The sequence below is a fragment of the Cupriavidus sp. BIC8F genome, assembly GCF_032465815.1.
GTDB lineage: Bacteria > Pseudomonadota > Gammaproteobacteria > Burkholderiales > Burkholderiaceae > Cupriavidus > Cupriavidus necator.
Genome location: NZ_CP136095.1, coordinates 670,775 through 689,054 on the forward strand (window position 1 = coordinate 670,775; position 18,280 = coordinate 689,054).

Annotated in this window: 17 protein-coding genes and 3 pseudogenes; 5 read left to right on the plus strand and 15 right to left on the minus strand. The window is 66.2% G+C overall.

What is annotated here, in order from left to right; all coding sequences use genetic code 11:
• Positions 1 to 13 precede the first annotated feature (13 nt).
• From RS901_RS23275 to RS901_RS23285, 3 genes are all read right to left on the minus strand, one after another.
• Positions 14 to 1,156 (minus strand): glycosyltransferase, encoded by a 1,143-nt coding sequence (locus RS901_RS23275; protein WP_316156367.1) that lies wholly within the window; start codon positions 1,154 to 1,156, stop codon positions 14 to 16.
• Positions 1,157 to 1,165: 9 nt separating this feature from the next.
• The gene (locus tag RS901_RS23280; protein ID WP_316156369.1) at positions 1,166 to 2,155 is read right to left on the minus strand and encodes a ferritin-like domain-containing protein; all 990 of its coding nucleotides are present in this window, start codon (positions 2,153 to 2,155) and stop codon (positions 1,166 to 1,168) included.
• Positions 2,156 to 2,235: 80 nt separating this feature from the next.
• Positions 2,236 to 3,615 (minus strand): amino acid permease, encoded by a 1,380-nt coding sequence (locus RS901_RS23285; RefSeq protein ID WP_316156371.1) that lies wholly within the window; start codon positions 3,613 to 3,615, stop codon positions 2,236 to 2,238.
• Between the two features lie 280 nt (positions 3,616 to 3,895).
• Here RS901_RS23285 and RS901_RS23290 point away from each other — a divergent pair, with 280 nt between their 5' ends.
• Positions 3,896 to 4,036 (plus strand): hypothetical protein, encoded by a 141-nt coding sequence (locus tag RS901_RS23290; RefSeq protein ID WP_316156373.1) that lies wholly within the window; start codon positions 3,896 to 3,898, stop codon positions 4,034 to 4,036.
• A 190-nt stretch (positions 4,037 to 4,226) separates the two neighbouring features.
• Here the strand turns inward: RS901_RS23290 and RS901_RS38920 are convergent, their stop codons facing one another.
• From RS901_RS38920 to RS901_RS23310, 4 genes and pseudogenes are all read right to left on the minus strand, one after another.
• Positions 4,227 to 4,454: a PCC domain-containing protein gene (locus tag RS901_RS38920; protein ID WP_410054233.1), complete on the minus strand. Its 228-nt coding sequence runs from the start codon at positions 4,452 to 4,454 to the stop codon at positions 4,227 to 4,229.
• 51 nt (positions 4,455 to 4,505) lie between these two features.
• Positions 4,506 to 4,721, minus strand: a pseudogene (locus RS901_RS38925) (alpha-hydroxy-acid oxidizing protein); the annotation flags it as partial.
• Positions 4,712 to 5,452 (minus strand): annotated as a pseudogene (locus tag RS901_RS23300) (TRAP transporter large permease subunit); the annotation flags it as partial. The pseudogenes RS901_RS23300 and RS901_RS38925, both read right to left, overlap by 10 nt.
• Before the next feature lie 109 nt (positions 5,453 to 5,561).
• Positions 5,562 to 6,464, minus strand: coding sequence for a LysR substrate-binding domain-containing protein (locus RS901_RS23310; RefSeq protein WP_316156375.1), 903 nt, complete (start codon positions 6,462 to 6,464; stop codon positions 5,562 to 5,564).
• 103 nt (positions 6,465 to 6,567) lie between these two features.
• On the opposite strand from RS901_RS23310, the gene dkgB reads away from it, so the two are divergent.
• The 4 genes and pseudogenes from dkgB to RS901_RS23330 all read left to right on the plus strand — a co-directional run bounded on the left by dkgB (position 6,568) and on the right by RS901_RS23330 (position 8,997).
• Positions 6,568 to 7,371 (plus strand): 2,5-didehydrogluconate reductase DkgB, encoded by an 804-nt coding sequence (dkgB, locus tag RS901_RS23315; RefSeq protein WP_316156377.1) that lies wholly within the window; start codon positions 6,568 to 6,570, stop codon positions 7,369 to 7,371.
• Between the two features lie 7 nt (positions 7,372 to 7,378).
• Positions 7,379 to 8,500, plus strand: a complete 1,122-nt coding sequence (locus RS901_RS23320) for an alkene reductase (protein ID WP_316156379.1) — start codon at positions 7,379 to 7,381, stop codon at positions 8,498 to 8,500.
• Positions 8,501 to 8,503: 3 nt separating this feature from the next.
• Positions 8,504 to 8,653, plus strand: a pseudogene (locus RS901_RS23325) (cyclase family protein); the annotation flags it as partial.
• Entirely contained in the window at positions 8,650 to 8,997 is a 348-nt protein-coding gene (locus RS901_RS23330) for a MoaF-related domain-containing protein (RefSeq protein WP_316156381.1), read from the plus strand. The pseudogene RS901_RS23325 and the gene RS901_RS23330, both read left to right, overlap by 4 nt.
• Before the next feature lie 144 nt (positions 8,998 to 9,141).
• Here RS901_RS23330 and RS901_RS23335 read toward each other — a convergent pair whose 3' ends face one another.
• The 8 genes from RS901_RS23335 to RS901_RS23370 all read right to left on the minus strand — a co-directional run bounded on the left by RS901_RS23335 (position 9,142) and on the right by RS901_RS23370 (position 18,251).
• Complete coding sequence (locus RS901_RS23335) at positions 9,142 to 10,143, minus strand: tripartite tricarboxylate transporter substrate binding protein (RefSeq protein ID WP_316156383.1); 1,002 nt, start codon at positions 10,141 to 10,143, stop codon at positions 9,142 to 9,144.
• A 119-nt stretch (positions 10,144 to 10,262) separates the two neighbouring features.
• Entirely contained in the window at positions 10,263 to 11,549 is a 1,287-nt protein-coding gene (locus tag RS901_RS23340; protein ID WP_316150576.1) for an IS701 family transposase, read from the minus strand.
• A gap of 303 nt (positions 11,550 to 11,852) precedes the next feature.
• Positions 11,853 to 13,082, minus strand: coding sequence for a Gfo/Idh/MocA family oxidoreductase (locus RS901_RS23345; RefSeq protein WP_316156385.1), 1,230 nt, complete (start codon positions 13,080 to 13,082; stop codon positions 11,853 to 11,855).
• Positions 13,079 to 14,062, minus strand: coding sequence for a PDR/VanB family oxidoreductase (locus RS901_RS23350; protein ID WP_316156386.1), 984 nt, complete (start codon positions 14,060 to 14,062; stop codon positions 13,079 to 13,081). The genes RS901_RS23345 and RS901_RS23350 overlap by 4 nt, the downstream gene beginning before the upstream one ends.
• A 14-nt stretch (positions 14,063 to 14,076) precedes the next feature.
• Complete coding sequence (gene nadC, locus RS901_RS23355) at positions 14,077 to 14,937, minus strand: carboxylating nicotinate-nucleotide diphosphorylase (RefSeq protein ID WP_316156388.1); 861 nt, start codon at positions 14,935 to 14,937, stop codon at positions 14,077 to 14,079.
• 50 nt (positions 14,938 to 14,987) lie between these two features.
• The gene (locus RS901_RS23360; RefSeq protein WP_316156390.1) at positions 14,988 to 15,977 is read right to left on the minus strand and encodes an ABC transporter substrate-binding protein; all 990 of its coding nucleotides are present in this window, start codon (positions 15,975 to 15,977) and stop codon (positions 14,988 to 14,990) included.
• A 67-nt stretch (positions 15,978 to 16,044) separates the two neighbouring features.
• A complete protein-coding gene (locus RS901_RS23365) occupies positions 16,045 to 17,364 on the minus strand; it encodes a Rieske 2Fe-2S domain-containing protein (protein ID WP_316156392.1) in 1,320 nt (439 codons plus the stop codon).
• A gap of 374 nt (positions 17,365 to 17,738) precedes the next feature.
• Positions 17,739 to 18,251, minus strand: coding sequence for a MarR family winged helix-turn-helix transcriptional regulator (locus RS901_RS23370; protein WP_316156394.1), 513 nt, complete (start codon positions 18,249 to 18,251; stop codon positions 17,739 to 17,741).
• Between the last annotated feature and the right edge of the window lie 29 nt (positions 18,252 to 18,280).

Sequence of the window (18,280 nt, forward strand, 5' to 3'; positions counted from 1 at the left end):
TGGCAGGGCACGCTCAGGACCGCACCGGCGCCTGCGCGCGGCCCTTCCACTGCCCGCCGCGCCGCAGCCAGTAGCGCCGTGCCGAGTCGATGGTTGCCCCCAGGTAGAACAGCGCCGTGACCGGCAGCAGCGGCGCCAGCCACGCCGGCTGCCGGTATTCGCGAAGCATCGGCAGGTAGGCCAGGGTCATCGCGCCCCAGGCCAGCCATGCCGGCCACAGCCGCCAGCCGAGCGCCAGCACCGGCGGCACCAGGTAGGTCAGCACCATGCCCGCCACCGCGCCGGCCAGCAGCAGCGGCGAATAGCGCAGCTGGGTGTAGGCGCTGCGCGCGATCATGTCCCACAGGCTGCGCCAGTCGTTGTAGGGACGCAACGACACGCTGTCGTCGGCCAGGTCCAGGCGGATCGCGCCGCCGGGCTTGATGCGCGCGGCCAGGCTGCAGTCGTCGATCAGCTCGCCGCGGATGGCGGCAAAGCCGCCAATGCGCGCCAGCGCCGCGCGGCTGGCCAGCATGCAGCCCCCGGCCGCGGCGGCCACGCGGCTGCGGGCATCGCGCACGCGGGCGAAGGGGTAGAGCTTGGCGAAGAAGAAGACAAAGGCCGGCACGATCAGCCGTTCCCACGCGGATTCGCAGCGCAGCCGGACCATCAGCGAGACCAGGTCGCGCCGTTCGTGCTCGGCGCGCGCCACCAGACCGGCCAGCACGCCGGAGCCGTGCCAGATATCGGCATCGGTCAGCCAGACGTAGCGGGCCTGCGGGGCGATGCGGTCGACCGCGGCCAGCCCTTCGGATTGGGCCCAGACCTTGCCGCTCCAGCCGGCGGGCAGCTCGCGTGCGCCGATCACGGTCAGCCCCCGCGGGCGCGCGGTGGCCGCGGCGGCGGCGCGGGCGATGTCGGCGGTGCCGTCCTGGCTGTGGTCGTCCACCACGACCAGCGCCAGCCGGCCCGGGTAGCGCTGGCCCAGCACGCCGGCCACGGCGCGGCCGATCACCTCGGCCTCGTTGCGGGCGGGGATGACCGCGATCACGTCCGGCCAGGCCGCGGGATCCGGTGCTGGAACCGGCTTGCGCACGCGCCAGAAGCCCGCGCGGGCAAAGATCAGCACCAGCCAGACCGCCAGGGACAGCAGCGACAACGCCAACGCAAGGTGCATGGGCCGGCCTTATTTCACGAAGCGCCGCGCCAGCCGGGCCAGCCGCGGCACGGTTTCCGGGCGCAGCAGGCGCGCGTCGTAGCCGGCCATGCGCCGGTCGTTCTCGGCCAGGCACAGGTCGATCATCGCGCCCGGCGTCAGGGCTTCGCCCAGCGCCGCGGAACCGTTCATGGTGAAGTTGGCGTCCTGGGCCACGCCGTCGGTGTCGATGCCGCGCGCGATGCCAATGCGCTCCCAGACCAGGAAGGCCCACACCCGCGCCACTTTCAGCGCAAACAGCGGGCGGCGCCACCACGGCAGGTTGCGCCGGTAACAGGCGGCCCAGTTGACGAAGAACAGGATATGCCGGCCTTCCTCCTGGATCACCGGCTCGAAGGTCTCGATCAGTTCGGCGGGGAAGAAGCCCGAGCGCCTGGCCGCCGCGAACAGGCCGAAGGCGAAGAAGCTGTCGATGCACTCGCTGTAGCCGGTGACCAGCCAGCCCCATTCCGGATCGTCCGGGGGCGGGTAGTCAGGCTCGGGTGCGAGCGCGATGCCGTAGGCCTCGACCAGCTTCGACAGCACCACCTTGTGGCGCGCCTCCTCGCCGCCGTCCATTTCCAGCGCGCTGCGCAGCAGCGGATCGCTGACGGTGCCGGCAAAGGTCTTGACGCGGATCGAGGCGCGGCCCTCGGTCTGCACGGCGATGTCCCAGATCGGCAGCGAGGTGACGCGGTGCAGGGCTTCCGGCGACAGCTTCGGCCAGTCGATGACTGCGGGTTTGTAGGGGTTGTGGGTCTGCAGCAGCATATGGCAGAACATCTGCAGGTGCTGCGGGGAGCCGATGCGTACCGGCCCCGGGGTGGGGTCGGTCCAGTGGCGCATGGCATGGTCGGCCTGCTCGACGGCAGTGCGTGCCACCGTGCCGGCGACGGCCCTGGCGCGGGCCTCGGCATCGGCGGCGCTGTTGCGCGGCGGCGCGGCCGCCGCGTTGTTTGCAACCTCTGTGGTCTCGGACATTCGGCCCCCTGGCGTTGGATTGCCCGGGAGCCATTGTAGCGAGGCGCGCCGGCCGGCGCACCCCGCAGGCTACGGCAAGGTCAGGCGCGGTAGCTGACCGGCCCGCGCGAGCGCATGTCCAGCGCGTAGTAGCACACCGTCAGCAGGACCAGCCAGCCCGGGCCCACGTACAGCGCCACGCGGGTCTCCGGGAAGTAGGCCATCAGCGCCACCACCAGCGCCAGGAAGGCCAGCGCGATGTAGGAGCCATACGGCCAGAACGGCATGCGGAAGGCCAGCGCCTTGCGCTCGGCCGCCGACAGGCTGCGGCGGAAGTTGATCTGCGTGACCAGGATGATGGCCCAGGTCCAGACCGCGCCGAAGGTGGAGATCGCCGTCACCCAGACGAAGACCTGCTCCGGCACCAGGTAATTGAGCAGCACGCCGCACAGCAGCGCGGCGATCGACACCAGCAGCGCGCGGCGCGGCACGCCATTGCGGTCCACCCTGGCAAAGGCCTTCGGCGCCTGGCCCTGCTGCGCCAGGTTGTACAGCATGCGCCCGGTGCTGAAGATGCCGCCGTTGCAAGACGACAGCGCAGCGGTCAGCACCACGAAGTTGATGATGCCGGCGGCGGTCTTGATGCCCAGCCGCTCGAAGGTCAGCACGAAGGGGCTGCCCTGGGCGCCGATCTCGTTCCACGGGTACAGCGACAGGATCACGAACAGCGCGCCCACGTAGAAGATCAGGATGCGCCAGAACACCGAGTTGATCGCGTCCGGAATCGACTTCTTAGGGTTGCGCGCCTCGCCGGCGGTCAGGCCGATCATCTCAACGCCCAGGTAGGCGAACATCACCATCTGCAGCGACATCAGTACGCCGGAGGCGCCGTTGGGCATGAAGCCGCCGTGCGCCCACAGGTTGGAGATGCCGGTGGCGACACCGCCGTTGCCGAAGCCGAACACGATCATCGCGCCACCGCCGAACAGCATTAGCACGATGGTGACGATCTTGATCATGGCGAACCAGAACTCGAACTCGCCATAGGCCTTGACCGCCATCAGGTTGACCGAGCCCATCGCCGCCAGCGCGGCCAGTGCCCAGATCCAGCGCGGCACGTCGGGGAACCACATGCCCATGTAGATGGCCACGGCGGTGATTTCCGCCACGCAGGTCACCAGCCACAGGAACCAGTAGTTCCAGCCGGTCAGGTAGCCCGCCAGCGGGCCCATGTGGTCCTGCGCGTAGCGGCAGAAGGAGCCGGCCACGGGGTTGTGCACGGCCATCTCGCCCAGCGCGCGCATGATCAGGAAGATCACAGCGCCGCCGATCAGGTAGCCCAGCATGATGGCGGGGCCGGCCATCTTGATGGCATTGCCGGCGCCCAGGAACAGGCCCACGCCGATGGCCGAACCCAGCGCCATCAGCCGGATATGCCGTTCGCCCAGGCCGCGTTGCAGATGTTCTGCGCTTGCACTCATGTGTCGTTGTCTCCGTGTCATCTGAAAGGCCGCGCCGGCCTTCGTGGGGCCGGCGGGGGCAGCTATTTTCTCGTCCGCGGCGGGCCGCAAACGGAAAATAGCGGGCAGGTTAATCAGATAACGGGGGTATTTGTTGCTGAATTCGTGGTGAAAATCAGGAAAGATTGCTGGCGACGGGAGCGGCGATACCCCTGCGCGCAATCATGTGGCTCGATGGTCCTGCCGTACTGGCACGGGAGCAGCCCCCCTCCGGCTCAACATGCCCCCGGCGCGCAGGCATATGCGCAACGCCATTCGGCATGGCGCCACGCGGGAAGAAATTCTCGAGGTGCTGCAACTCACCACCGTGATGGGCATTCACTCCTGCAATATGGCCATCCCGGTCCTGATGGAGGAGATCGAGGCCGCGCGGCAGTCCTGAGATTCCGCGATTGAGCTGTTCAGCCCAAAGCCTGGACGCCGGCTGAGCCTCGGCAGCTATGAGGTTTACCGGGCCTGGATGATGGTCGAAGCCAATCCTGCGATCGAGACCTTTACTGAACGCCCGGCTCGAATTGCCGGTCCGGGCAGCGCCGTGATTGACTTCTGGGTCCGCGTGCGCGAAGTGCCCGTCAGTGGCTATCGCGCAGCCCCAGCACGTTTGCGCCGATCTTCGGGTCGATGCCGCGTTCCAGTTGCTGCGGATAGACCGTCACCGTCACTTCCAGCGATCCGGTGCCGACCTCCATCGACAGGATGTGGCCGCCGTACGTGTCGAAACTGCTGTCGCCGGCCACGCCGTGCGCATGGATCGACGGCTTGCCTTCTTTCCACGCCAGGCTGCCGACGATGCTGGCCATCTCCACGTTGCGGAAGGTGCGCGGGTTGAACTGCGGAGCAGGCGGATGCGGCGGCCGCAAGATGTCCCTGCCGACCGCGCGAATATCGGTGTGGCCGCAGAAGGCCATGGTCAGGTCGAGTTCCTTGCGGATGATGTCCAGTGCTCGCGTCACGCCGGCCTGTCCCATGGCGCCCAGTCCATACAGCATCGGCCGGCCGATATAGACGCCCCTCGCGCCAAGTGCGACCGCCTTCAGTACGTCCTGCCCGGAGCGGTCACCGGCATCAGGATCGGCGTCATGATCAGCACGGTCGGCATCAGGTCGAGCGCGGTGCCGACCACGATCACCAGGACCATGATCACGAACATCAGCAGGATCTTGTTGTCGATGAACGGCTCGAGCAGGTCAGTCACCTGTGCCGGGATGTTGGCGATGGTGATCAGCTACGCCGAGACCAGCGCGCACGCCACCAGGAACAGCACCGTGCTGGAAGTCTTGGCCGCGGTGACGATCAGGTCCGGCAGCGCGCGCAGCTTCAGCTCGCCGTAGACGAAGCGGCCGACCGCCATGGCGTAGGCCACCGCCATCACGGCAGCCTCGGTCGGCGTGAAGGCGCCGATCTTCATGCCGCCGATGATCACCACCGGCAGCACCAGCGCCCACACGCCGTCGAGCGCGGCCTTGGCCAGGCGGCGCGCACTGAACGGTTCCACCGGCGCCAGCTTCTCCTTGCGCGCGCAGAAGTGCCAGGTGACGGCGAGCGTCAGCGCCATCATGGCGCCGGGCGCGATGCCGGCCAGGAACAGCTTGGTGATCGAGACCTGCGCGACCACGCCGAACACGACGATGGCGATCGACGGCGGGATCACCGGCGCAATGATGCCGCCCGCTGCGATCAGGCCCGCGGCGCGCGGCACGTTGTAGCCGGCGTTGCGCATCATCGGGATCAGCAGGGCGGCGACGGCGGCGGTATCGGCGACCGCCGAGCCGGAGATGCTGGCCACCACCGTGGCCGCGCTGAAGGAAGTCATTCCCGCCGATTTCTGGCGCGAACTGCGTGAGCAGCACCTGGTGGCCGCGAACGCGCCGCTGCCTGTCGATCGCATCTGATACGGACGGGTGCCACTAGCTCTCGAACGGCTTCTGGCCGAGCACCTTGACCACATATTCGACGAAGCAGGTGATGCGGGACGCCAACGCGGTGTTGCGATAGTAGACCGCGTTGATCGACTGGCGCACATCAAGGGTCTGTTTCGCAAACAGCTGCACCAGTCGCCCGTCCTGCCGGTCGTCGCGCGTCATGAAGTCAGACAGGCAGACAATGCCCTGGCCGTTCAGGGCCAGGCTCCTGAGGGTCTCGCCGCTGGACGAGGCGATCGTTGGCTTGATATGCAGCACGCTGCCGTTGTCGTCGCGCAGCGGCCAGTCGTTCAGTGATTCCGGCTGGGTGAAGCCCAGCAGCGCATGCTGCGCGAGCTGCGCCGGTTTGGTGGGCGTGCCGTGGCGCTTCAGGTAGTCGGGACTGGCAAGGATGCGGATTCGGCTGGTGCCGATGGCGCGCGCGTGCAGCGTGGAGTCCTTCAGCTGGCCGATGCGGAACGCCACATCGGTCCGCTTTTCGATCAGGTCGATGATGCCTTCGTTCGAGTTGAGTTCCAGTTCCACTTCCGGGTAGCTGGCGCGAAAGCCCTCCAGTAGCGGCACGATCACATGCAGCATGAACGGCGTTGCCGCATCCACCCGCAAGCGCCCAACCGGCCGCATGCGACGCGCCGCGATCTGCTCTTCCGCCTCGTCAACCATCGCCAGGATTGCGCGGGCGTGTTCCAGGAATGCCGCCCCTTCCTCGGTCAACTCCAGCCGCCGCGTGGTTCGCCGCAGCAGCGTGGTCTGCAGCTTTTCCTCCAGCCGGCCCAGGGTGCGGCTGGTGGCGGAGACCGTCAGCCTGAGCCGCTCGGCGGCCGCCGTGATCGAGCCGGTGTCCACCACGGCAGCAAAGGCCAGCAGTTCGTCGATGGTTGTCTTCATTGTTGATTTCAAATCAAATGAATTTCCCTTATACACGGCTTTATCCGCAAAGGTAAGGGCGGCAAACTGCGTGCATTCGAGTTTCCTTCATAGGAGTTGCACCATGAGCGTTCCTTCGTTTGGCGTTGGTACTTTCCGCCTGACCGGCCAGGCCGCGATCGATTCGGTGCGCAACGCGCTGGACCTGGGCTATCGCGCCGTCGATACGGCACAGATCTATGGCAACGAGGCCGACGTCGGCCAGGCTATCGCCGAGGCCGGTGTGAAGCGCGATGAACTGTTTGTGACCACCAAGATCTGGACGGCGAACTACGCCGCCGACAAGCTTGTGCCAAGCCTGCGCGAAAGCCTGGACAAGCTGCGCACCGACTACGTCGACCTGACCCTGATCCACTGGCCGGCGCCGGGCAATGGCGTGGAGCTGCCCGAGTACATGGCGGCGCTGGCCCAAGCCAAGGCGCTGGGCCTGACGCGGCAGATCGGGGTTTCCAACTTCAATATCGCGCTGACGAAGCAGGCGATCGATGCGGTTGGCAAGGGCGAAATCGCCACCAACCAGATCGAACTGAGCCCCTATCTGCAGAACCACAAGCTCACCGCGTTCCTGAAGGAGCAGGGCATCACCGTGACGTCGTACATGACGCTGGCCTACGGCAAGGTGCTGAAGGACCCGGTGCTGGCGCAGATCGCGAACAAGCACCACGCCACCGTCGCGCAGGTTGCGCTGGCATGGGCGCTGCAACTCGGCTATGCGGTGATTCCGTCGTCGACCAGGCGCGAGAACCTGGCCAGCAACCTGCTGGCGCGCAACCTGGAGCTCGACGCCGGCGACATGGCGCAGATCGCCGCGCTGGAGCGCAACGGCCGCGAGGTCAGCCCCGAGGGCCTGGCCCCGGCCTGGGACTGAGGAGGCCATGATGTCCGATACACGCAATCCGCTGTTCCGGCCGCATTCGCTGGGTGCCCTCACGCTGCCCAACCGCATCGTGATGCCGCCGATGACGCGCTCGCGCGCAAGCCAGCCCGACGACGTGCCGAACGAATTGATGGCCGAGTACTACGCGCAACGCGCCAGCGCCGGCCTGATCGTCAGCGAGGGCACCTGGATTTCGCCGCTCGGCAAGGGCTATGCGTGGACGCCCGGCATCCACACGCCGGCGCAGGTCGCCGGTTGGCGCAAGGTCACCACTGCCGTGCATGAAGCGGGCGGGCGCATCTTCGCGCAGCTCTGGCACGTGGGCCGCCTGAGCCATATCAGCCTGCTCGATGGCCACGCGCCGGTGTCGTCGTCCGCCATCCAGGCGCACGGTGTGAACGTGTTCGTTGCCGAACAGGATGGCAAGCCGGGCTTCGTGCAGGCATCCCAGCCGCGCGCGCTCAAGGTGGAAGAGATCCACGCCATCGTCGACGAATTCCGCCAGGCCGCGCGCAACGCGATGGCGGCCGGCTTCGACGGTGTGGAACTGCACGCGGCCAACGGATATCTGGTCAACCAGTTCATCGACTCGGAAGCCAACAACCGTACCGACGAATATGGCGGCCCGCTCGAAAACCGCCTGCGTTTCCTGGGCGAGGTGACGCAGGCGCTGACCGAGGGCACGGGCAGCAAGGACCGGGTCGGTATCCGCCTGGCGCCGCTGACCACGCTCAATGGCTGCGTCGACGCCGATCCGGAAACCACCTATACGGCCGCGGCAAAGCTGCTCGGCGAGCTAGGCGTGGGCTACATCCATATCGCTGAGGCCGACTGGGACGATGCGCCGCATATGCCCGCCGCATTCAGGCAGCGGCTGCGCGAGGTGTATCGGGGCACGCTGATCTACGCCGGCAAGTACACCGCGGAACGTGCGCAAGCCGCGTTGAACGAGGGGTGGGCCGATCTGATTGCCTTCGGCCGGCCGTTCGTGGCCAACCCCGACCTGCCGGAGCGCCTGCGCGCTGGCGCGACGCTCAACCCCCACGACCGCGACACGCTGTTTGGTGGTGGCGCACGCGGGCTGACCGACTATCCCGCACTGGCCGCCAAGGCGGCCTGAGTCATCCTGGCCAGGCGCGGCATCTACAACCTCGAACTGAACGACAGCCGCGCCCTGGTGCGCGACAAGGCGTGGGAATTCCTGTTCGTACCCGGCCAGCCGCTGTACGTGGGTTCCACACAGGTCAACATCAATCCGGTAGCCATCCGATGAACACAAATACCACTCCCCGGAAGCCGCTCTTCGCCGGGCGCAGCTTCCGCGTCGACTACGACGGCCTGTCGGCGCACAACATCTACTCCGAGGATGGCGAGTCGATCCGCTACGCCATCGTCGCCGGCCCCTACGCCGGAGCGACTGGCGAGGCCCGTTGCGAGTGGCAGGAAATCTCGGAGGGCGTGTATGCGATCTCGTGGCAGGAAGCTGACGGCGCGACCGTGGTGCATGTCGACGACTTCTTGCGCGGCCGCTCCATGGCATTCTTCACCGCCGCGGGCAAGACGTTCTACCGGATGCAGGGCCCGTTGACGGCGCTGGCCGACCCGTCGGCTAGCTAGCGCCGAGTGTCTTGATAGGAGCGTGTCAACCAGTTCGGCGAGCTTCTGATTGCAGAGGCTGGTGTGTTGACGAGAGCGCTCGGCAGGCGTGAATCCTGAGCCTGGTCATCAGGCTCAGGAATAGCGGCGGATGGACTGTGCTACTTACTCGGCCACGACATGCGCAACCTTGATGGTCTGCGCATAGCGAGCCGCCTCGTCGGCAATGACCTTCGCGTAGTCCGCGCTGGATCCTCCCACGGGTTCGATACCGGCAACGTGGAACTGCGAGATCACCTCGGGCATCTTGACTGCCTCGGAAACCGCGTCGGCCATTTTCTTGACCACGGCATCCGAGGTTCCCTTTGCGGCAAGCAAGCCGACCGTCACAGCGAAGTCGTATCCTGGCACCACCTCGGAGATCGCCGGAATCTTCGGCGCAAGAGCGGAGCGCTGCAGGGAGTTGGTGCCGAGAATCTTGACCTGGCCCGACTTGACGAAGCCCGACAGCGACGGCAAGGCAGCAAACACCACCTGGACCTGGTCCCCGATCAAAGCCGGAACGGACTGGCCGGAGCCACGAAACGGTACGTGCTTGATATCCAGCGTGAGGGCGGTTTTCAGTGCTTCCATCGACAGGTGATGGGTGCTGCCGATGCCGGAAGATCCATAGTTCAGCGCGCCCGATCTGGATTTCGCCAGCGCGACAAAATCGTTGAGTGAGTTGGCTGGAACGCGTGCATTGACGGCGAGGAAGAGCGGAGACCTGGCGGCAAGCGAGACGGGTACGAAATCGCGCTTGGGTTCATACGACAGGTTCTTGTAAATCGCCGGATTGATGGACATCATCGAGCCGTCGGTCACCAGGAACGTGTGGCCGTCGGCAGGGCTCGTCATGAGCGCCTGGGCGGCGACCACGCCATTGGCGCCGGGCCGGTTGTCAACGACGACCGGCTTGCCCAGGCGTTGGGTGAGTTGCTGGGACAAAACGCGCGCAACGGTGTCAGGCAAGCCTCCGGGCGCGTAGGGAACGATAAAGCGGATGGGCTTGGTGGGCCAGGCATCGGTGCCGGCCATGGCCAATGCGGGAACGAATGCCACGGTGAGGCCGAGGCCCAGGCTGAGGCAAAACCTGCGTCGTGCAAGCCGGATTTGGGGGCGGTTCATGTGTTCTCAACATTAGACATGCGAACGGCCGCCTCGCCGGCTGCGATGGTGGTCGTTAACGACGCGATTTGGCAATGGAAACAGCAATGAGACGCCGTCAGAAGCGCGCGCGGGCAGTCCTACGAGGTCGGTCGCGTGTCGTTGCGTGGCGTCGGCCACTGGAATTTCTGGGACTTGCGGTTCAGGCCATCGCGAAACGCAAGTCCAGTAAATTCCATGCGCAGCCACTGCATGACCAGGCCGGCTGTGACGGGCTGATTCACGCGCCATGGTGCGACCGAGTCCATCGGGAAGGTCTCGGCAAGCACCAGACTCAGCAGTTGGTTCAAAGTCCAGGCCATCGAGCGAATTTGCATCCACAACTCCAGCACGGTGCGCGTTTGCTGCCAGAGATTGCTCACGCCGAACCAGCGCTTGAGATTGTGGAACAGCGGTTCTATGCCCCAGCGGCGCGCGTACAACTGCACGACCTCCTCGGCGCTCAAGTCCGTTTCGGTCGCGAGCAGCAGACGGGGCTTGGTCCAGACCTGTTTCTTCGCATCGAAGAACTGGCACCAGACGGCACGCACCAACGCGCCCTTGAGGAAGCGAGCGCGGGCCTCGGCAGAGCGCAGGCGAACCTGCTGGTCTTTGCCATAGAGCGGCATGCGCAGTTCGATCGCGGGCAGTGCTTCGATGGCCTCGGCATTCAGGCGCTCGCCATAGATGCGCTTGCGACCACGTCTGGGTGTAGTTGGCGGTGGCGGGACGAGAAACAGTGCGGTGTCGATGCGCGCCTGTCCAATCACATGCATTTGTCTGCGCAGCAAAGGCAATACCAGGCGGGCGCGCATGAACCACGAATCGAACAGTACGCGCACCGGCTTGTTGGCCACCCCTGCCAGAGAGCGGACCAGCACCAGCGCAATCTTCAGCTTGTTGCGGTTGCCGGCGTTTGGCACCAGCCGCGAGAGAATTGGCAGCACCAGATTTCCCCCTCCGTTGCCCAGCGCGCTCACGCCCAGTGTGACCCAGCACTGGGCCCGCATGAATTGCGGCCGATTGATCTTTCGGCTGTGGTCGTGGCGATACGCGCAACCGGGCGCCTGCTCCGAGGAGCGCGGCACCAGCGTATCGTCGATGACCAATGTCAGCACATCGCATGGCAGCACTGTGAGCACCAGCAAGAACAATCGGCGGGCCAAACGCACGGTGCGCAAGCTGCCGCGCTCGAGAAGCTTGTAGTAGGTCGTCCAGTGCCTGCGTCGCGCGATGGCGCTGATAGCGCGCGTCACCCAGCCTTCTGGCGAAACCATACAGCCGCACAGCAGTTCGATAAAGCTCGCGCGAGAGCGAATCGGCACGGCCAGAAGCAGGAGGTTGATCCATTCGGACAGACACAGTCGTACACGGTTGGACAAAGACATGGGCAATCGCAAGAGGACCGAAAACGATCCTCATTGGCCGCCGCGCTGCTTGCGCTAAAACCCGCGCAAGCAGCGCGGCGGCCACACGATCATTGCCCCATGTCAAGCATTTTTCGATTTCTTGAATCCGTTTCCAACCCGCTCGTTGAGCGGGCCTGAATGTCTAAAGTTGAGTCATGTGTTGTCTCCACTTTACGATCGTAGTGCATGCGGCGGCCCTTGGCGATGCCGTTCTGACGACGGGCATTCGTGGGCTCGCTGCGCGGGGGTTATCCGGATGGTGGTCTTGGACGAGCCATTGGTTCAGGCGACCGGTGATACGTCGACCGGATGTGGCGAAGCCCTCGCCTGGCGCGTGAGCGTTACGTCCCGATCCTCGCGCGCCGAGGTCAGCATCGCCAGGCAGACCTCGAGCGTGGACCGCGCCCACGCGCCGTCATGGAGCGGGTCGCGGCCATGGATGACGGCATCGACCAGTTCGTCGATGACCTCGAAGCGGGGCACCGCCGGTGCCGGCAGGGGGATGTGCTCGCGCTGCTTGTCGGCGTAGACCCAGATGCCGTCCGGCATCGGCCGGATATCGGCATGCTCGCAGCTCACGATGACCGGCCCGAAGTGCTGGTTGGCGAGCGCGCGGTCCGTGCCGGCCGGGGCCTGCCACGACGGGCCGCCGTAGGTGCCATCCGTCTTCAGGCGCGCCTCCGCCTGCGCCGAGCCGATCGCCGCCAGCTTGCGCCGTGCGCGGCCGTAGTCCTCCTCGCGCGTGGCGAATCCCATTTCGCTGAAGCCGCCGTTCCACGGGTCCGTGTCGAAACGGCCATAGCCGCTGTAGGTCAGCGACGCGTAGGCACCGTCCTCGAACCAGAGCATGGCGCTATAGGCGCCCTCGGTCGGCCGGGCCGGGTCCCATCTGCCCAGTGTCGCCCGCACACGCGTGGCGGGCGCGCCTGCCAGCAATCGCACCACGTCGACCTGGTGCGCGGCCTGACTGAACACCACGCCGCCGCCGGCCTCCGTCTGCAATTCCTCGGGGCGCCGCGGGCGATACAGGAAGTCGGTGTAGTTCAGCGCGTGAATCATGCGCACCGCGCCGAAGCGCCCTGACGCGATCAGTTGCCGCGCGTGCAGGTATGGCGAATCGAAGCTGTGGCAATGCCCCACGATTATCCGTACGCCGCCGCGCTCGCAAGCCGCGATGATCCGGTCGCACTCCGCGAGCGAGATCGCCATCGGCTTCTCCACGAGCAGGTGCTTGCCGCTTTCCGCCGCCAGGCACGCATGCGCGGCATGGTACTGATGAGGGCTCGCGATGTAGATGACGTCAAGGTCTGGCGACGCCGCCATGGCCGCCAGGTCCTCATAGACGGGCGCATTGAAATCGCGCGCGAACTGCTGGCGTGCCGCCTCGCGGGGATCGCAGGCGGCGGCGAGGCGCACGCGCCGATCCGCGAGGAACGTAGGCAACATCAGCGAGAAGGCCCGGCCGAGCCCGACCACGCCCAGGCGCACTTGCCGGGTTGCGTTGGCGCTCATAGGTCGATCACCAGCTCGGCGCACTTTGCCCGCGAGACGCAGATCATCACCTGGTGGTGCAACTCCTCCGGCATCAGCACCATGTCGCGATGGTCCGCCTCGCCCGAGACCAGCCCGGTACGGCATGTGCCGCAGGTGCCGCTCTCGCAGGACGATGGCACATTGCAGCCATGCTGGCGCAGCACGTTCAGGATGCTCGCGCCGACCGGCACTTCGTAGCGTTGCCCGCTGCGGCTGAGCACCACGTCGAACGGCTTGTCGTCGGCACGCAGGCCGCCGCCCTCGTTGAAGCTTTCGAAGTGGATCCGGGTGGCGGGCCAGTGCCCCGACATGTCGCGCACCGCCTCCATCAGGCCGCGCGGACCGCAGCAGTAGATGTGGGTGTCGCACGGACGCTCGAGCACCGGCCACAGATCGAAGGCCTTGCCAGGATCGCCGAAATCGTGGTGGATCTTCACCTTTCCCTTGAGTTCGGGCGCCTGCAACTCGTCCAGGAAGGCGGTGCTCTCGGGCGAGCGCGTGAAGTAATAGAGCCGCCACTTTGCGGTGGAAAGCTCGCCAAAGCTGCGGATCATCGAGAGAATCGGCGTAATGCCGATGCCGCCGGCGATGAAGACGAATGCCTTGGCGTCCTCCAGCAGCGGGAAGGCATTGTCGGGCAAGCCGACCGGGATCAGGTCGCCCTCGCTGGCATCGTCGCACAGGCTCTTCGAGCCACCCTGTCCCTGTTCGTCGCGCTTCACGGTGATCACGTAGCGGTGCCGCTCGGCGGGGTCGTTGCACAGCGAGTACTTGCGCAGCATGCCGTTGGGCACCTGCACCTTGATGTGAGAGCCCGGCGTGAACGGAGGCAGCTCGGTGCCGTCCGCCTGCACGAACTCGAAGCTGCGGATGCCTTGCGCGGCGTCTTGGATGCGCGCGATGCGCAGCGGCATCGGCGTGTCTGCGTGGGGCTCGGGATGGAGCGGTGTGGTAGTCATGATGCGCATTCCTGTCAGTCGACGATGCGCATCGACAGGTCGATCGCGCGCACGTCCTTGGTCAGCTTGCCGCTGGAAATCCGGTCGACGCCGGTGGCGGCGATGGCCTGCAGCGATTCGAGATCGACGCCACCGGAGACCTCCAGCAGCGCCCGCCCGGCGTTCAGCGCGCAGGCGCGACGCATGTCGTCGAGGCTGAAGTCGTCCAGCAGGATGCTGGTGGCCCCGGCGGCCAGTGCCGCCGCCAGCTCCTCCAGATCTTCCACTTCGATCTGCACCGGCACCTCGGCGCCGAGGTGCGCTGCGCGTTCGAGCGCCGCGCGCACGCCGCCGGCCGCGGCGATATGGTTCTCCTTGATCAGGATGCCGTCCCACAGCCCCAGGCGATGGTTGGTGCCGCCGCCCACGCGGACGGCGTACTTCTGCGCGAGGCGCAGGCCAGGCAGCGTCTTGCGGGTGTCGAGCATCGCGCAGCCGTTCGGATTGGGCGACACCCCGGCGATCCGCTCGAGGTAGCGGCGCGTCACGGTGGCGACGCCGGACAGCGTCTGCAGGAAATTCAGCGCCGGGCGCTCCGCGGACAGCAGCGCCCGCGCGTCACCGGTGATGCGGCAGACCTCGGAGCCGGCGAGCACGGCCTCGCCCTCTGCAATCCGCCACGCAATCGACGCGTCCGGATCGAGCCGCGCCACGCAGGCGTCGAACCACGGCTGGCCCGCGATCACAGCGCTTTCCTTCGCCACCACGCGCGCCTGCACGCGCTTGGCCGCCGGTACGAGCTGCGCCGTCCAGTCGGCGCGCCCGATATCCTCGCGCAGCGCGTCGTCGACGTTGCGTCGCAGCGCCTGCTCAAGGGTTTCGTTGTACTCGAACATCTTTGCTCCTGGAGGTGCGCGGGCGCGGCATGGCCTCGCCCGCGCGTTCGTCAGATGCTGTAGGACTCGTAGGTGGAGGGGTGGAACATCTCCTCCACCGGCACCAGCCGCTCGGACAGGCCCTGGCCATGGTGATGGCGGGAGAACGTCTCCAGCGTGCGCAGGTTTGCCTGCACGCCGTACGACCAGTAGTCCTCGCCCAGCGTCTCGCGGGCGACCTTCAGCATCTCTTCCACGAACGGCATCGTCACCTTGGTCGCGGACGTATCGGACAGCTGCGCCAGCGCGTGGGCCTTGGACTGGCTGAACGCCTTGAAGACGGCGCCCGGCAACCACGGCTGCGCCTCGGCGAGGGTCTTGCGGATGCCCACCACATGCATGATGGGAAACACGCCGGTGCGCCGGAAGTAGTCTTTCGCCTCGGCGGTCGGATCGTCGAAGAGCCAGCCCACGTTCTCGTTGCGCAGCGCCGCCGCACCCGGGGGCCGCGGCGCGATGAAGCCGTCGATCTCGCCGCTGTCCAGCAGCTCGGAGATCGTGCGGCCTTCGGGCGCTGCCTCCACGCGGACATCGGCGGGAAGCTGCAGCTTCACCTTCTCAGGACGCCCCGGCGTATCGATGCCGCCGCGTACCCAGGTCACATCGGACGGGTGGATGCCAAAGTCGTCCTGCAGGACCGCACGCGCCCACACGATCGCGGTGAGCTGGTACTCCGGAATGCCGATGCGGCAGCCCTTCAGGTCCTGGGGACGTCCGATGCGATCCTTGCGCACGTAGATGGAGGTGTGGCGGAACGCCCGCGAGAGAAAGACGGGCACCGCGATGTACGGACAGTCGCCGCGCGCATGCTTGACCAGATAGCTCGAGAACGACAGCTCGGTGATATCGAAGTCCTGGCTGCGCATGGCGCGGAAGAACATTTCCTCGGGGTTAAGCGTCATGTAGACGGGATCGACGCCGTCGATCTGGACGCGGCCATCGAGCAGCGCACGGGTACGGTCATAGTCGCCCATGGCGACGGAGAGGCGGAATTTGGTCATCGGTGACGGAGTGGGGGCTCGGGGGAATGCGGGTGGCGGTCAGCAGAGGATGTGGGGGATGTGCTCCTCACGCCGTGACGGAGTACGACGGCTCCAGCTCGGGCAGGTCCTGCCCGCCGGCCCAGACGTAATGCACGTTGAATGTACGCCAGTCATCGGACTTCGGCACCACCGCCTGGAACGCGCAGACGTCGGCGGGAATCGCACTGGCACCCGTGCCGATCGCTTCGCCGCCCTGCTGGAACGTCCTGACGGCATCCAGCATCTGCTTGCGGAACTCAACGATGGCGAGGTCGCTCGCGCCCAGCCGGTCATGGCTGCGGTCGGCGATCGGGCCCATCGTCAGCCACATCGCGACGTCCTGGTTCGGGAAGCCGGCAATCCCGGTGAAGTTGCCCGCCTTCATCGCCTGGCGGTCCTGCCAGAAGCGGTTGTCGATGTTGCGCAGCGGGCGGTAGTACGCGTCCAGGTCCACGCCGACGGTCTGGCGCAGGAACTTGCGCCACGTCTCCGTCTCCGGCGTCTGCGCCGGATGGCCCCAGGCGATGAAGTAAAACGCCGTGCTGGTGTCGTCCATCGGCACGTTGATGTTGGCGACGTTGTAGAGGTTGTTCGGCGGGATCAGCGCGGTCGCCGGCGCGACGAAGACCGTGGAGCGCACATAGTCATGCGTCTGCGCCTGCTGGATCGGCCTGCGGATGGCGGCGTAGCGAAAGCCGTAGCCGCCGCGCTGCACCTGCAGCCGCGGCGCCTTGTCGGTCGAAGGGCGCAGCCACAGGTTGCCGGTTGTCTTGGCGCCGTCCACGCGCGCCGGCAACATGTCCGAGCTGTGCAGGCTCGAGCTGTGCGCGGAATCGATCGCACCCTCCAGCACCTGTGCCCAGTTGCAAGGCAGCAGCACCTTGGCGATGCTGACGCGGGTGTCCTCGGTCGGCGCCCAGCGTGGCGGCACGAATTCCGGCACCAGGTCCGCCGGTCCCATGTATGCCCAGACCATGCCGCCCCATTCCTTGACCGGATAGGCCTTGTGCTTGACTTTCTCTGCCATGCCGCTGGATGCGGGCTCGGAGACCATCTCCAGCACGTTGCCCTCCACATCCATCTTCCAGCCGTGATAGAGGCAGCGCAGGCCGCCTTCCTCGTTGCGGCCGAAGACCAGCGATGCCCTGCGGTGCGGGCAGTACTCGTCCATCACCCCGACGCGGCCGTCGCTGTCGCGGAACACGACCAGGTCTTCGCCGAAGACGCGCGCCTTTACCGGCGCGCCATCGGGCTCCGTCACCTCCTCGAGCAGGCAGACCGGCGTCCAATGCCGGCGCATCAGCTGCCCCATCGGCGCATCGCCTTCCACACGGCACAACAGATCGTTTTCTTCCTTCGTCATCATTTAGGGGCTCCTGGCCAGCGCGTCTCCGGCGCTGGCCGGTCTGGCGTTCTGGCTTTGCTTGAAAAATACTTAGTGGCCTAAGAATAATCAGAGAAAACATCGATAGCAAGGCGGGATTGGGAAACCAAGGGAAAATACTTAGGGGACTAACAAAAAGAGGACGTGCGCCGTCACGGTCACGTGCGCAATGCGCGGCCGGACGGGAAGCAAGGCATCGGCTTGCCAGATGCTCGGCGGAAGGCAAACAAGTGCCGGCTGCGAAGCAGGTCGCAGCCTGGAAGATTGAGAGGGGGAGGGAGGAGGGGGGCGGCTGGAGATGTGTTGGGGAAACAGGACTGCCAGCCGCAGTCCTCCCCATGCAGTCGCGCAGTCGCTTACGCTTGCTCGATACCTTCCTGGTCGCGGGTCAGGTTGTCGATCATCACCAGCAGGGCGCGGCGCGTGTTGGCGACTTCTTCCGCGGCGAGATGCTGGACCGCCACCGCATTGACCTCTTCGGCCAACGGTACCAGCGTCTTGCGCAGCCGCTTGCCCAATGGCGTGAGGAACACATAGATGTTCTTGCGATTGGTCGGCCGGCGCTCCAGCGTGACATAGCCGAGCGCCTCCATGGCTTGCAAGGCCGCGAATGTGGTCGGCTCCATCACGCCCGCTTCGATGCTGAGCTCACGCTTGGTGATGCCGTCGCGTTCCCAGAGAATGCGCAGGAAGGTCCAGTGGCCAAGCTGCACGTCATGCTGGGAGAGCCGGTGCTGCAGCGCGCGCAGGAAGACCCGCGTCGCGTCTTTCACAAGGTGCGCAAGGCGATCATTGGGCACGTCGTCGTGCCAGCGGCGCAGGACGCGCTGGGCGATTTCCTGTTCTCTGAGTGCAGAGGCTTTCGACATAGGGCGGGAAGCAAGGGCAAAGGCGTATT

Coding starts and splice junctions, on each gene's coding strand:
- RS901_RS23370 (WP_316156394.1), bottom strand. CDS start 18,251: ATGTCGAAAGCCTCTGCACTCAGAGAACAGGAAATCGCCCAGCGCGTC.
- RS901_RS23310 (WP_316156375.1), bottom strand. CDS start 6,464: ATGAAGACAACCATCGACGAACTGCTGGCCTTTGCTGCCGTGGTGGAC.
- RS901_RS23345 (WP_316156385.1), bottom strand. CDS start 13,082: ATGAGCGCCAACGCAACCCGGCAAGTGCGCCTGGGCGTGGTCGGGCTC.
- dkgB (WP_316156377.1), top strand. CDS start 6,568: ATGAGCGTTCCTTCGTTTGGCGTTGGTACTTTCCGCCTGACCGGCCAG.
- RS901_RS38920 (WP_410054233.1), bottom strand. CDS start 4,454: ATGGCCAGCATCGTCGGCAGCCTGGCGTGGAAAGAAGGCAAGCCGTCG.
- RS901_RS23360 (WP_316156390.1), bottom strand. CDS start 15,977: ATGACCAAATTCCGCCTCTCCGTCGCCATGGGCGACTATGACCGTACC.
- RS901_RS23335 (WP_316156383.1), bottom strand. CDS start 10,143: ATGAACCGCCCCCAAATCCGGCTTGCACGACGCAGGTTTTGCCTCAGC.
- RS901_RS23340 (WP_316150576.1), bottom strand. CDS start 11,549: ATGTCTTTGTCCAACCGTGTACGACTGTGTCTGTCCGAATGGATCAAC.
- nadC (WP_316156388.1), bottom strand. CDS start 14,937: ATGTTCGAGTACAACGAAACCCTTGAGCAGGCGCTGCGACGCAACGTC.
- RS901_RS23320 (WP_316156379.1), top strand. CDS start 7,379: ATGATGTCCGATACACGCAATCCGCTGTTCCGGCCGCATTCGCTGGGT.
- RS901_RS23330 (WP_316156381.1), top strand. CDS start 8,650: ATGAACACAAATACCACTCCCCGGAAGCCGCTCTTCGCCGGGCGCAGC.
- RS901_RS23290 (WP_316156373.1), top strand. CDS start 3,896: ATGCGCAACGCCATTCGGCATGGCGCCACGCGGGAAGAAATTCTCGAG.
- RS901_RS23285 (WP_316156371.1), bottom strand. CDS start 3,615: ATGAGTGCAAGCGCAGAACATCTGCAACGCGGCCTGGGCGAACGGCAT.
- RS901_RS23275 (WP_316156367.1), bottom strand. CDS start 1,156: ATGCACCTTGCGTTGGCGTTGTCGCTGCTGTCCCTGGCGGTCTGGCTG.
- RS901_RS23365 (WP_316156392.1), bottom strand. CDS start 17,364: ATGATGACGAAGGAAGAAAACGATCTGTTGTGCCGTGTGGAAGGCGAT.
- RS901_RS23350 (WP_316156386.1), bottom strand. CDS start 14,062: ATGACTACCACACCGCTCCATCCCGAGCCCCACGCAGACACGCCGATG.
- RS901_RS23280 (WP_316156369.1), bottom strand. CDS start 2,155: ATGTCCGAGACCACAGAGGTTGCAAACAACGCGGCGGCCGCGCCGCCG.